16 protein-coding genes are annotated in these 13,262 nt (G+C 63.3%); 5 read left to right on the forward strand and 11 right to left on the reverse strand.

The features are described 5' to 3' along the window. Positions 1–286: 286 nt before the first annotated feature. From CH286_RS26240 to CH286_RS26260, 5 genes are read right to left on the reverse strand one after another with little or no spacing between them, the layout of a single operon-like run. Complete coding sequence (locus CH286_RS26240) at positions 287–907, reverse strand: TetR/AcrR family transcriptional regulator (RefSeq protein WP_032405898.1); 621 nt, start codon at positions 905–907, stop codon at positions 287–289. Positions 908–917: 10 nt separating this feature from the next. Next, entirely contained in the window at positions 918–2,132 is a 1,215-nt protein-coding gene (locus CH286_RS26245; RefSeq protein WP_094610841.1) for an NAD(P)/FAD-dependent oxidoreductase, read from the reverse strand. Then, on the reverse strand, positions 2,129–2,302 hold the full coding sequence (locus CH286_RS26250; RefSeq protein WP_027495558.1) for a rubredoxin: 174 nt from the start codon (positions 2,300–2,302) through the stop codon (positions 2,129–2,131). The genes CH286_RS26245 and CH286_RS26250 overlap by 4 nt, the downstream gene beginning before the upstream one ends. After that, a complete protein-coding gene (locus CH286_RS26255) occupies positions 2,299–2,463 on the reverse strand; it encodes a rubredoxin (RefSeq protein WP_032405486.1) in 165 nt (54 codons plus the stop codon). The genes CH286_RS26250 and CH286_RS26255 overlap by 4 nt, the downstream gene beginning before the upstream one ends. Beyond that, positions 2,463–3,686, reverse strand: a complete 1,224-nt coding sequence (locus CH286_RS26260; RefSeq protein ID WP_032405487.1) for an alkane 1-monooxygenase — start codon at positions 3,684–3,686, stop codon at positions 2,463–2,465. The genes CH286_RS26255 and CH286_RS26260 overlap by 1 nt, the downstream gene beginning before the upstream one ends. 459 nt (positions 3,687–4,145) lie before the next feature. Here CH286_RS26260 and CH286_RS26265 point away from each other — a divergent pair, with 459 nt between their 5' ends. From CH286_RS26265 to CH286_RS26275, 4 genes are all read left to right on the forward strand, one after another. Beyond that, positions 4,146–5,972, forward strand: coding sequence for a DUF4012 domain-containing protein (locus CH286_RS26265; RefSeq protein ID WP_094610842.1), 1,827 nt, complete (start codon positions 4,146–4,148; stop codon positions 5,970–5,972). 12 nt (positions 5,973–5,984) lie between these two features. Next, positions 5,985–6,116: a hypothetical protein gene (locus CH286_RS28325; RefSeq protein WP_255182770.1), complete on the forward strand. Its 132-nt coding sequence runs from the start codon at positions 5,985–5,987 to the stop codon at positions 6,114–6,116. A gap of 394 nt (positions 6,117–6,510) precedes the next feature. Then, entirely contained in the window at positions 6,511–6,729 is a 219-nt protein-coding gene (locus CH286_RS26270) for a hypothetical protein (protein WP_032376460.1), read from the forward strand. Between the two features lie 97 nt (positions 6,730–6,826). Continuing rightward, positions 6,827–7,936 (forward strand): GGDEF domain-containing protein, encoded by a 1,110-nt coding sequence (locus tag CH286_RS26275; protein WP_094610843.1) that lies wholly within the window; start codon positions 6,827–6,829, stop codon positions 7,934–7,936. A gap of 59 nt (positions 7,937–7,995) precedes the next feature. On the opposite strand, the gene CH286_RS26280 is transcribed toward CH286_RS26275, so the two are convergent. Continuing rightward, positions 7,996–8,715, reverse strand: coding sequence for a hypothetical protein (locus CH286_RS26280; RefSeq protein ID WP_094610844.1), 720 nt, complete (start codon positions 8,713–8,715; stop codon positions 7,996–7,998). Between the two features lie 47 nt (positions 8,716–8,762). After that, positions 8,763–9,272, reverse strand: coding sequence for an alkane oxidation protein activator PraA (praA, locus tag CH286_RS26285; protein WP_094610845.1), 510 nt, complete (start codon positions 9,270–9,272; stop codon positions 8,763–8,765). Between the two features lie 448 nt (positions 9,273–9,720). Between praA and CH286_RS26290 the strand changes: the two genes are divergently transcribed. Then, entirely contained in the window at positions 9,721–10,935 is a 1,215-nt protein-coding gene (locus tag CH286_RS26290) for an EAL domain-containing protein (RefSeq protein WP_094610846.1), read from the forward strand. A gap of 144 nt (positions 10,936–11,079) precedes the next feature. On the opposite strand, the gene CH286_RS26295 is transcribed toward CH286_RS26290, so the two are convergent. The 4 genes from CH286_RS26295 to CH286_RS26310 all read right to left on the reverse strand — a co-directional run bounded on the left by CH286_RS26295 (position 11,080) and on the right by CH286_RS26310 (position 13,194). Then, the gene (locus tag CH286_RS26295) at positions 11,080–11,301 is read right to left on the reverse strand and encodes an ANTAR domain-containing protein (RefSeq protein ID WP_080734223.1); all 222 of its coding nucleotides are present in this window, start codon (positions 11,299–11,301) and stop codon (positions 11,080–11,082) included. A gap of 135 nt (positions 11,302–11,436) precedes the next feature. After that, positions 11,437–11,745, reverse strand: a complete 309-nt coding sequence (locus CH286_RS26300; protein WP_032405493.1) for a WhiB family transcriptional regulator — start codon at positions 11,743–11,745, stop codon at positions 11,437–11,439. Between the two features lie 105 nt (positions 11,746–11,850). Continuing rightward, positions 11,851–12,978: a cation:proton antiporter gene (locus CH286_RS26305; protein WP_032405494.1), complete on the reverse strand. Its 1,128-nt coding sequence runs from the start codon at positions 12,976–12,978 to the stop codon at positions 11,851–11,853. 15 nt (positions 12,979–12,993) lie between these two features. Continuing rightward, a complete protein-coding gene (locus CH286_RS26310; protein WP_094610847.1) occupies positions 12,994–13,194 on the reverse strand; it encodes a hypothetical protein in 201 nt (66 codons plus the stop codon). Positions 13,195–13,262 lie beyond the last annotated feature (68 nt).

Genomic DNA, 13,262 nt, shown 5'->3' on the forward strand with positions numbered 1-13,262 from the left:
CAGGCCACTCTTGCACACTGGACTGCAATATTCGGCCTAAAACCAGTCCATTGTTGTCTCATGATCGCAATTGGAGCTGTTATGGCCCTATCCGTCATCGGAGCAGGGTGGACTGTGGTCGCACTGCGCGACGGTGGGAGAAGTGCGCACATGGGCCCTCCTCGCAGCCGTATCGACGTCGACTGATCTGGCCGCGCTTCGGCAAACGCGTGCGCTTTTGCGAGAACTAGGGTGTAAGTGGGGTCGGCGTGCAAGGCCAGTGGGCTATGGGAGCCCGTTTGCGAGATCAGTTGCCGTCGGTGATCGAGTCGACGAACGGAGTCAGCAGCAGCGCGAAATCATCTGCAGCAGCGGTAATATCATGCGGGGGCTCGGGGATGTAGCTCAATGCCAGACGCACGATCGCCCTGCTGATGACGTCTGCCTGCCGCGGGCTCGCGCCTACCCAGCCGCGTTGGAAGGTATTCGCAAGACGGTCTCCCGCACGCTCGATCAGTACGGCACTGTCGGTGGTGATGAGGCGGAGCAGATCTTCGGGGGCGTCGCCACCGTGCAGTGATCGCACAAGGGGATCCAGTGCACTCAGCTGGAAGAACGACGAGAAACCCTGTCGCAGGGCAGCACCGGCATCGTCGGGATGCTCGTACAGCGCGGTTTCGCACAGGTCGACGAATATGTCCGTCAATCTGATGGCGTACCCCTGTGCGACACCGCGTCGTGAACCGAATTCGTTGTACAGGCTCTGTCTGCTCAGGCCGGCAGCCTTGGCGATGTGACTCATCGTCACGTTGCGCCAGTTGCGCTCGTGCAACAACTCGCGCAGCGCGTCGAGTGCGGTATCGCGGGCAAGGGTCGACGCGGCTTCACGGTATCGACCGGGGGTCGACGTCTGTTCGGCTGCGGGCATGAACACGACTCTATCGAACGACCGCATGCGGCTGATCCAGCCAATCCTCTCCGAGGAGATCCCGATCGACGCGGTCTCCGCTCGAGATGAGGGATCTGATCTGCCGGATGTCCTTGGGATACCCCACTCCGATAGCTCCGACGAGGGAATCGCCGCGCAGCGCACAGGCGGTGAAGCGGCGGTCCTCGATGGAGCCGCGAACCACGACGTACTCGTCGTCGGCGCTGGTCCACCCCGCGAACTGCAGGTTGACGCCGTGCTGAGTGGACCACCCCCACGGAACGTCGAGATCGCCGACGTCGAGACCGAGGATGGACCGGGCGGCCCGGGTCGCTTGATCGACGGCCCCGTTCCAGTGCTCACTCCGATAGGTGCCGCCGAGGATGGTGTTGGGCACCTCGGCGACGTCACCCGCCGCGTAGATGCCGGCCGCCGATGTTCTCATCTCCGCATCCACCAGGATTCCCGACGCGGTCTCGAGGCCCATATCCGCTCCGAGCTCGATGTTGGCGACCGAGCCGACGGACACCAGAACTGTGCCGGCAGACCATGAGCGTCCGTCCTGAGCGGTGGCACGGAGCGTGCCGTCGGGCAGCTTTTCCAGCTCGGTCACGGAGACGTCGGTGTGAATCGTTATGCCGTTGTCGCCGTGTAGGTCTCGATACATCTGCGAGATCTCGGCCGGTGCGATCCGGCTCAGCGGAGTCGAGGCTGCCTCCAACACCGTGACCTCGGCACCGAGTGACCGGGCCGCTGCCGCCGCCTCGCACCCGATCAGGCCGCCACCGATCACCAGCAGTGATCCTGTTCGGAGAATGTCGGCGTGCAGCGGGGCGACGTCGGCGGCGCTGCGGAGCGTGAACACGTGACCCGAACCCAACCGATCGAGTTGCCGTGCACGAGAACCCGTTGCCAGCAGCAGGGCGTCGTACGGGACCTGATCGCCGTCGTCCAGTTGCACGGCCGAATCGGTGACGGCTGTCGCCGTGACGCCGGTGCGAAGGTCGACACTGTCGATGGCGGCACCCAGCTGAACCTGATCGACCGACTTGGTACCCAGCAGCAGCTCCTTGGAGACCGCCGGACGACGATAGGTAGCCTCCTGTTCGTTGCCGATCAGCGTGACGGACCCGGTGAAGCCCTCGGCTCGTAGCACTTTGGCGGCGGTGTACCCGGTGGCACCGGTGCCGACGATCACGACGCGGCCGGGTTGCCGAGTATTCACCCGCGTTCGACCTCGACCATCTCGAAATCGGCCTTGGCAGCGCCACAATCGGGGCACGACCAGTCGTCGGGAATATCGTCCCAGCGCGTGCCTGGCTCGATGCCGTCCTCGGGCCAGCCCAGTTCTTCGTCGTACTCGAATCCACACTGAACGCAGCGGTAGAGCTTCATGCCTTACTCCTGAAGTCGATTTTCTCGCGGACACCACAGTCGGGGCACGGCCAGTCGTCCGGTACCTCGGACCATGCGGTGCCGGCCGGAAAGCCCTCGCGCGGTGCGCCGTTGGACTCGTCGTACACGAACTCGCACACCGGGCACTCGAAGGCAGCCATCACTTCGCTCCGTAGGCAGCGAGGATCTTCTCCCGCTTGGACGGCTGGATGTTGACGCGGGTGATGTCGCCGTCGTAGTGATCGAGAACGCGGTGGTCCATCACCTTGCGCCACACAGGCGGGAAATAGGCCAGAGAGATCATGCTCGCGTAACCACTCGGCAAGTTGGGTGCACCGTCCATGCTGCGTAGCGTCTGGTAGCGCCGAGTGGGGTTGGCGTGGTGATCACTGTGTCGCTGAAGGTGATACAGAAAGATGTTGGTCACGATGTGATCGGAGTTCCAGCTGTGCTCGGGGGTGCATCGTTCGTAACGGCCGTTGTCCTTCTTCTGACGCTGCAAGCCATAGTGTTCGAGGTAGTTGACCGTCTCCAGCAGTGAGAAGCCATAGATTGCCTGAATGACCAAGAACGGCAGCACGATCGGACCGAACACGGCAACGAGAACGGCGTAGAGGACGACGGACATCAGCCATGCGTTGAGCACATCGTTGTGAATACTCCACGTGCTCTTGCCCAGACGCTCCATGCGAGTCTTCTCGAGCTCCCAGGACGACCGCAGACTTCCCCACACGCTACGGGGGAGGAAGGCCCAGAAACTCTCACCGAACTTCGAGCTCGCCGGATCCTCGGGAGTGGCGACGCGAACATGGTGGCCGCGATTGTGTTCGATGTAGAAGTGGCCGTAGAACGTTTGTGCCAGAGTGATTTTCGACAGCCAGCGCTCGAGCTCGTCCTTCTTGTGGCCGAGTTCGTGAGCGGTGTTGATGCCCACACCGCCCATGACGCCGATGCTGATGGCCAGGCCGATCTTCGAGACGAGACCCAATCCGCCGTCGATGCCGAGCCACGAGAGGTTGTCGGTGGACCAGAGGTAGCAGGCGAACACCAGGCTCGCGAGCTGGAACGGAATGTAGGCATAGGTGCAGTATCGGTAGTACTTGTCTTCCTCGAGCGCCTTCATCACCTCGTCGGGTGGATTGTCGCCGTCGGGACCGAAGAAGCGGTCGAGAATCGGGAGCAATCCATAGACGAGCAGCGCGCCGATCCACCACCAGACCGGGGCCACCGCATTCCAGCCGAGCTGGTTGAAGGCCCACACCAGACCGGTGGCCAGGAACACCGCCGTGGGCGGAATCAGGCCCATCAGCCAGAGATGTCGCTTGCGGTCGTGCCACTCGTCGACCGGCGTCTGTGCCTGGTCGTCGATGTTCGATGCGGTCATCGTCACTCCTCGTGTAAGTCCGATCACTATGGATTGGACAATACACCGAATTTGTCAGCTTGATGGACAAATCTCGAAATTTGTACAAACTGCCGCTATGGGTGTGGCCACGCCCACAGCGACACTTTTCGGTCAGATCCAGCTGCTACCTTCCGATTCGTTGTGGTCGGTAACAGTCGGCCATGACATTCGTAGGTCCGTCTGTATCCCGTCGGGGGTACTTCACAACAGGAGTAGCTATGGACGCATTCATCGCCAAGATCATCGTCGACGTCATCCTCGGGCTCATCGGCAGCGGAAGCGCCGAGAGCGGCAGCACTGCAGTGAGCGCATTGCTCGGTTCCTGACGACGGGGGCTGCGCCGGTGCGATCCCGGCGCAGCCTGCCCGAGAGTCGAGTCGCGGTGAGGGGGACTCGTTTGTACTCTTGGCCGCGAGACAGGGAGACCGCCACCGCGCCATGAGCAATGACAACGATGACCCGCACGGTGACAGCCGTAGCTCCCGCGGTCGCAGCAGGCACCGACGGCCCAAGAAGACGAATCGACGCATCCTCGGGGGCTTCGGCCTGCTGGTCGTCGTCGCTCTCGGCCTCGGCGCGTGGTTGGCATACACAGTCAACGCCGCGTACACCAACTTGAACCAGGCCAACGAATACGCCCAAGCAGCGAAAACTGCACTGCTGGCAGGAGATACGAGCAAGGCCGAGGACTCCGTCGACGATGCGGTGCGGACATCGACCCGCGCGAAGGACGCCACCGACTCGCTGATCTGGACCGCTGCTGCGGCAATTCCGTATGTGGGGCAACCGCTGGACGTCGTTTCTCGGATTGCCGACGTCGTGCACGGTCTGACAGTCGACGTGCTGACGCCGGCGGTCGCGGTGGGCACCGCTCTGGACCCGAGTCAGCTGCGCGGACCCGACGGTGCCATCGACATCGGTGCTCTGCGCGACGCCTCGCCGGCGCTGTCTCGGGCCGCCGCCGCGGCCGCCGAGCTCGATGCGCAGTCGCAGGCGATCGGGGAACCGACGTTCATCGCGCAGATCTCCGACGCTCGGACTCGGCTGCAGGATCGAACGCACGAGCTGAACTCTCTGTTGGCGAACACCGACATCGCGGCCGAGGTGCTTCCGGCGATACTCGGGGCGGACGGCCCGCGCAGTTACTTCATGGCTTTTCAGACACTGTCGGAATCCCGAGGGACCGGCGGACTGATAGGCGGATTCGGGATCGTGCGTGCCGTCGACGGCACGGTGACGGTCGATTCGCTCGCCAGCAATGCCGAGCTCCGGATTCCCTACGACCCGATCGATCTCGGTCCGGACTTCTTCGATGCCTACGAGACTCGCTTCCAACCGACACAGAATTGGCAGAACAGCAACGTCAGCCCGCATTTCCCGTACGCCGGGCAGATCTGGCAGTCGATGTGGGAGCAGGAGACCGGCGAGCGTGTCGACGGGGCGCTGGCAACCGACCCGGTTGCGCTCGGGTACATCCTCGACGTCGTCGGTCCGATCACGATGAGCGACGGTGAAGTGATCGATGGATCCAACGTCGTACGAATCACGCAGTCCGACGCCTACTTCCGCTTCGAGAACGACAACTCCGCACGCAAGGCGTACCTCCAGGACATCGCCGCCAGGGTCGTCGCGAAGATGCAGGGCAACATCGCGTCGCCGCGCGCACTTCTCGAAGCACTCGGAAAGGCGGCCAGCGAAGGCCACATCGCCGTATGGAGCGCGGACGCGGCACTGCAATCGATTCTGGGTCCCACCAAGATCGGTCACGAAGTATCGGACAGCCCCGACCCGTACGCCGCACTGGTGGTGAACAACGGTGCGGGCGGCAAGCTCGACTACTACTTACAGCGCAAGGTCACCTACTCCGCGCAGACCTGTGACGGCGCGACGCGGACCACCCATGTGGTCGCGGAGCTCACCAACAATGCGCCCCTGCAGGACTACACCACGTATATCGCAGGCAGACAGAACGATTCGACTCGATACGACGGGCCGCCGGGAACCAATCGATCGGTGGTAGCGCTGTACGCAACTCAGGGTGCAACGTTGACGAACGCGACGATCAACGGCACGCCCCTGTTCCTGCTGACCGCCGCCGAACGCGGCCACCCGGTGTTCTACGTTCCGGTCGTCATCGAACCGGGTAGGACCGAGACCATCGAGTACAACCTCGTCGAACCGAACGTCGACGGCAAGGCTTCGGCACCGGTTCAGCCGCAATCGGTTCCGGTATCGACAGAGGTGGATTTCCCTGACTGCTCGTGATCGCAACCCGGCATGGGAACGGTGGAGCCCATCGGCCCGCGACAACTGCGCGGATACCCGGCTTACCTCGCCTATCTGCGCACGCTGCGAACGGCGGTGCTCGCTGCGGACCCGGGCGCGCGGGTGGTGATGACGCCGGAGTGACGGACCAGGAGGTTCAGGATCGTCCGTCGGACGCGGGATCCCGCCGATAGGCGTCGATAACGGACAACGAGATCCGCGGTCAGAGGCGGCCCTCATGGATTGCCAGGATGACCAGAACGACCACAGCAATCGTGAGGATTGCTAAGAGCGCCACGTAGATTGGATGTGTCGAGCCTGGCGGTCGAACCCCGTTCGGACCCCTCATCTGGAGCATGTCACAGACTGTAGGCCACCTTCTCGGATTGTGCACAGGATGAGTGGTACAAACCGCCGCCGCGAATCGACTCGCACACGTGTTCGATAAAGCGTAGTGTTGCGGTCGGCGGGGCTGGGAGGGAAGCCCGGCTCCGCCGCCCAATCTGTGCACAGCTCCCGTGAAGTGGACGGTGATCCGATGGACGACGTAATGCGCAAAGCGAAGGAACTCGAGGCGGTGGTGATCGAGCTCGAGGCGTTGGATCATCGGCGCGTCGGACTGGGGGATCGGCTGGTGGATCTCGAGCACTTCTTCCGGAGAGCCGGGTGCCCCGAACTGTCCCAGCAAGCGCTCGACGCGTTTGTGGTCACGTACGCGGGCAGGGTGCTCGAGTTGGCCGACGGTATGCGCGGTTAGCCCTACGTCGGGAAGTCACGACTTCGCAGACCGGGTGGTTTCGTCTGTGGTTGACTTGTCGATCCAGGTCCGGATACGAGGAAAGCCGCTCTTCACAGTGAACAGTCTCCGCCAATGGTGGTCGCTCCCGGTCGACTACGGGTGGAACGTCGCGTACGCGCGGTCGCAACGTGGATTGTCCATCACCAGGGTTCTCATCGGGATCTTCTGCTGGCTGTACGGCACTGCCGCGGCGATCGCCCTGACCATTCCGGGGCTCGGAGACAGCACTCTCGGTCGCTGGGCCTTGTGGTTCACCGTCATCACGACATTTCCGGTGGGTTCGGCCTGGTTGATCGGCGGCTGGCCGAAATGGCAGATGTCGATCGCATTCGTGCTGTACGCCGATATCGTGCTCGCCGCGGTTCTGCTCAGCGTGGACGGGCCGTCGGAGATTCTGCCCATGGCGGCTTTGTTCACCGTCATGGGCAGCTACGTCGTGGGATTTCACGGCCCGAAACTGTTCACCGCACATCACGTGTTCGCGCTGGTGACCACGGCCGCACTCTACGTCTCTGCCCTGGTGGACGGCCGGGAGCAGCGTCTGCAGACCAACCTCTACCTGATCATGCTGATCCTGGTGATGTTCTCGGCACCTCTGATCTGCCACCCGCTCCTCATGCTGCTGCGCCGCGACGCCACCGGCGCGTTCTACGACCCCCTGACCGGAATGCGGAACCGGCGCGGATTCGATGCGGCGATCGGAAATCTGGAGTTTCGATCCGGTTCGGACGCTTCGGTCACCGCAGTGGTGATCGACATCGACAATTTCAAAGCAGTCAACGACAGGTACGGGCACGAGCACGGAGATTCCGTCATACGAACGACCGCGACTCGAATTCTCGAGGCCTTTCCCGCGCCTGCGATCACCGTTCGACTCGGCGGCGAAGAGTTCGCGGTCGTCTGCGTGGACGACCGCGATTCGGTGATCGAACGATCCGATTTACTGCGAATCCGACTGTGTGACAAGACGGATCGATCTCCGCTGACCGCTTCGTTGGGCGTCGCGGAGGCGGTTGTCGAGGCGCGGGACATCGAGGCCGACATCAACGATCTGCTGAGCCGTGCCGATCAGGCGATGTACCAGGCGAAAAGGCTGGGCGGCGATCGCGTCGCGCTGTACGTGGACCATTCACTGCCGAATGGAGCCGTGGACGAACGGCAGTGACGGCGCCGACCGATTCCGAATCCGGAACCGGTCGACGCCGCGAGTGTCTGCTGTTACCTCTAGCGGGCAACCTCGGCTGCGATCGCGGACTGTGTGCCGACGTCGAAGACCGGGTTGGTCAGGTGCACGTCGAGGGTGTTGCCGGGGCCGGCGATGATGGCGTTGAGCACCGAGGTGAACGCGCCACAGTTCTGGAACTGCGGAATCGTGTAGGTGCCCTTGACATGTGAGTCGGTCTGGTTGTTCTGGATCAGATCGATGGCATCGAGCGAACCGGTGAGGTTGGCGGTGGTTTCCGCGGTGACGCAATTGGCACCCACGGGGATCAGATCGAGTGAGGCCGACCCTGCCGATCCGGTGTCGATACCCAGCGGCTTCACCGAATCGATTCGGATCTTGAAGCTCTGCTGAACATCGAGATCCAAGGTGGGTGCCTCGGCGGGTCCGCCCTGGACGAGGGTGCCGGACACCGGGGTCGCGTCGACGATGGAGATGGTGAACTTCGCCAGCGTCGCCGGGCCGAGCTTGAGGTTGGCGGACGCTTGCGGGAGGGCGAGCGAACCGGTGACGGTGCCGCCGACGAGGTCGACGTCGGTGACCAGGTCGGTCGTCGGGAACACCACCGGCTGACCGGTCTTGGCGATGACCGTAGTCGTGTCTGCCTGGAACGTGATGGGAAGCGTGTCGGCAGCGTTGGCCGGGGCGGCCACCATCGTTGCGAGTGCGACGGACGATGCCAGTGCCGCCATGGTGACGACAGTCTTGTTGCGGATCTTCACGTAGTTTCCTTTTCGAGGATGGGTTGTTTCTCGGACGAGGTCGAGCGTCAGGACAGGGTGAAGGCCGGATTCGGCCGGACCGACAGGCTGTTGACCGTGCAGTTACCGGACATCGGCTGGTTGGTCGACGTCAGAGTGTTGGTCATGTTGTCGAACGAACCGGCCAGGGTTGCCGGTCCGCAGTTGTACCCGACCAGCGAGAAGCCCACGTTGGACACTTCGCCGGTGGTGGCGCTGGTGGGGGTGAGGGTCCAGGGCAGGTTCTTGAGCTGCGGCAGATTGCACAGACGATTGGAACCGCTGATCTTGGCGTCCGTGATCGAAGCCGAGGAGCCGTCGGCGCTGGTGGTGCCGATGAGGTTGATGGAGCAACTCACCGGCACTCCGAACGAGGCCGGTGTGCTCACGACGATTGTTCCGGGTGCAGTGAAGGCGGTGCCGGCAGGCGAGATGGTGGCGGCACCGGCGCTGGCGGCACCGACCGTCGCTCCGGTGATGGCAACGGCGGCGAGTACGGCGGCGAGTGTACGAGAGCGGGTCGGCGGGTTGAGCGTCATCGATCGATCCTCCAAGTCCAGAAGCGGCTCCGGAGCCCTCTCGGGGCAGCCGGTGGCACCGGAGCTCCGGTCGCCAGGAGGGACGTTAGGTCGACGAAACGTATGTCGGAATTGTTTCATTTCAACTCTGTGACAAGTCACAATACGGTCGGTACGTTTGTTGTACGCAATAGTAATGAAACTGGGCTCGAACCTCGAAAGTCCACTCCGTCATGGGTTTTCGGCCCGGTTTATGGTCGTCGACGGGCCCGGGGAGGCATGGCCGCCGGGTACGGTGCCCGTTATCGGAACGTTATGCAAAGTTACCGAAACGAGATAGTTGCGACGTCGTTCGCGACACCTCTGTCGTCCACGATCGTGAGTGCGAAAAGAAACCGACGAAAGTCGGGTTTGAAACACGTATCCACCCCCGCCGGACGGGGGTCGATTTTTCGTGTCAAACTGTGGTGTGACGTTCGCGCTGGCCGAAGCAGGATCCGCAGTCGACACGGACACGGGAGAGTTGACGGTGCAGCCGTATTTCGCCCCGGTCTGTCGGCTGGACAACGGCGCGCTCGCAGCGATCGAAGTGCAGCTGCGTGGGCCCGAGAACGGTCCACTTGCCTCCGCCGACGCACTCAAGCGTGCGGCCAGGGCCATGGACGCCAAGCGTGAGCTCGACGCCCTGGCATGGGGGGTCGCTCGACTCGAGCAGTCGGTGCGATTGCCGATGCTCGTCTCGATGGATGTCGATTCGCTCGCCGCCATCGACTCCGCCACCGAAGAGCAACTTCGCCGCGACATCGTCGTCGTCACCGAAGCGGCGCTCGTGGACAGCCCGGCTCGTACTCTCGCGGCGATCGACAAGGCCCGGCGCGACGGCAAGGTCGTCGCCGTAGACGATGTCGGTCGTCGGCCACAGTCGATGACGCTCCTCCCTCTCATCGAACCGGACGTGATCATCCTGGCGGGAACGATGGTGTCCGCACGTCCCGACCTGTCCACCGCGCGAACCGCCCACGCCGTGTCTGCTCAGGTGGAACGAACGGGAGCGGTTGTCGTCGCCAGCGGCGTCGACACGGCGCTGCATCGGAGCCGCGCGCTCGGACTCGGTGCGACGTACGGGGTGGGCGAGCTGTACCCGGCCGCGCAGTCGACCGACGAGCTTCCGGCCGACGCCGCCGAGGTGATGCCTCCGTTCCCCACCTGGAGCACGCCCGCGGTCGCTCTGGAATCGCCGTACGCCATCGCATCCGCGGGAAAGAACGCCACGCGAAGCACCAAGCGCCTGTTGGTCGCGATGAGCACGTCGCTCGAGATGCAGGCTGCATCGGCAGGACCGGAAACGTTGGTACTCGGCACTTTTCAGAGGGCCGAACACTTCACTCCCACCAGCCGTGCACGCTGGGTGTCGATGGCCGAGCAGATCTCGTATGCCGGCGTCTACGGGGTCGGGATGGGATACGTGCAAGAGGGCGGCATCGTGCATGCGCCTCTCGATCCGACGGACTCGCTCGTCGAGGAGTGGAACGTGGTGGTGCTCGGACCACACTTCTGCGGAGTGCTCGCTGCCATCGACCTGCACCGTGGTGAGGCCGACGCAGACCGTGAATTCGACTACGTGATGTCGTACGACCGAGCGACCGTAGTCCGTTGTGCGCGTGCAATTCTCGCGCGCTTCTGACATACCCGTGACGGCGCTGCCGGAAGGGATGTTTCGGGCAGCCAGGGCAGGGCATACCGGTCAGCAGGTAATGAAGTAGTCCGGACTGCCGCATTGCTCAGGCCCCGTACGTTGAAAAAGCAGCGTACGGGGTCGACTCAGCTATTACCGTTCGGTCGAGGCTCTGTCCACCAATTCCTGCGCGATATCGCGAAGCTTTCGATTGCTGTCCTGCGATCGGTCGACGAGCAGAGCGAACGCCGCGTCGGCAGAAATGCGATGTATTGCCATCAACATTCCCTTCGCCTGTTCTATCGGTGCTCGCTGCGAGAGTGCCCTCTGAACATCGTCCGGCAGCCCGAAGTGGGTTACGTGCGCTGCGGTCATGGAAGCATTGTTGCGCAACTTGTTCCGACGCAGGTCAGGCATGATAAGACACACCGAATTCGCGTCGAACAGAGCTGTTGGCGTTACCGAATTCGTAGCTTTCCGTGACCGCAGTGTTATCGAACGACTGGGTGATCAGGCGGCAGGGTTGGACAGCGGTCGTCCGATCAAGAATTCGAGAGTGCGGTACGCATCGGTCCGGCGACCGTTGCTCGCATTGTCGTGGTAAGCGGCACCGGCGACCACAACGCCGACCGGAATGCGACCCGACTCGATATCGCGCGCCGTCTGCTCCGCGCAGTTGCGCAACACCGGGCAATCGGCGCACAGTCGCCATGCCTTTTCTGCGCGCTTGCGTCCATGGCGGGGGAGTTGCTGCGAGTCGTAGGCATCCATGTCGTCGATGCACGCACCCTTGAGGCGCCAGACCTGGTCATCTGTCATCGTCGTGATCCGTTTCGCGTCGTGCCGATCGTTCCACGACCCACATTCCCCACCTCGGGTAACTCGAAACACCCAAATGCCTTGCGCCGCCGCGGACCGTAGGAGTCAGACTGCGCGACGGGCCGATACCCGCGCGGCTGCGCCCGCCGCCGCGATGGTCACCAGGGCTCCGAGCACGATGGCCGGGCCCTCACCGGGAGCCAGGACGCCGCTTTGCGCGCCGAGTGTCACTGCCGAAACCGGAACGCCGAGTTGGGCTGCCGCGAGTATCCCGAGTCCGGCGGGTTGGCCGGTCAGGCGCATGGCAACGTGCACTGCCACGGCACCGCCTCCCAATACGAGTCCCAGCACGATCATGCCCGGATGACTGCCCAAGGCACGCAGATCGAGGGACGCTCCGAGCCAGACGAAATACAGTGGCCCCAGAAAACCTTCGGTGATGGCGAACAGTTGTTTCGTCAGACGTCTCGGTTCTCCGATTGCGGCGACGGCCAGACCGAAACCGAAGCCGGCGAGCATCACCGACGCGTGAGTGTGGACCGCAAGGGCCGCGAGGCCGAACAGCAGAACCAGGTTGAGGCGCAATTCGAGCGCGAGCTTGCGCTGGGCAGAGGCGTGGTGGATTCGGCGGCGCAGTCCGGTGAGGTCGAAGTGGCGCAGGACAACGAAGATCAGGCCGGCAGTTGCGATGACCGCCGCCGATCCGAGCGCGGCGGGGACGGCGCGCGGTGGATCGATCACGAGGGGCAGCGCGACGATACAGACTGCGTCGGCAAGCGCGATCTGAGGCAGAAGGGACATCAGCCCGGGTGTGGCCGTCTTGCTGGACTCGACGATCGGCATGATGACCGCGGCCGAGGACGAAGCCATCAGCACCGCGTAGAGACCGAGGTGTGGTGAATCGAATGCGGCGGAGACGGCCCAGCCGAGCGCGGTGGCCAGCAGCCCGACGGCCACAGCCCGCACAGCGCCTACCCGGAGGCCGACCCGTAGTCGCGGGTCACGAATGGGAACCTGGCTGCCGGCCACGAACATGACAAGCGCAAACCCCACCTGCGCCAGGAAGCTCAGTGTCTGTTCACTCGGATCGATGACGCCGAAGCCGGTGTGGCCGATGGCAATTCCGGCGACGAGTTCTCCGATGACGACGGGTATCCGAAGCCCGCGCGGCAGCGCCAGCAGTGGGCCGAACAATCCCACAGCGGCACACAGGGCAAGCGTCTCGAAGGTCATGCGACCGCGACGACGTCAGGCAGAGTTCAGGCTCGGGCGTCGACTCGACGGCAAAGCCGACGCAACCAGGTCTCGAGGGTGCAGAGCCCCCTGCTCGTCCATCATCGACTGTATTCGACGATCGACCACGCGCAATTGTGCAGCCAACGGGCTGCACATGAGTGCTCGTTCGTAGTCGATGCCGGCGGAGCGGAATTCAATGTCGAGATCGGTCATGTCATCGTCTCCTCGAACGTGAGTATTTCGTGTCGACGATCTACCGGACGACAGTCCTCAGCGTACGA

The organism is Rhodococcus sp. WWJCD1, from assembly GCF_002258735.1.
Taxonomy (GTDB): domain Bacteria; phylum Actinomycetota; class Actinomycetes; order Mycobacteriales; family Mycobacteriaceae; genus Rhodococcoides.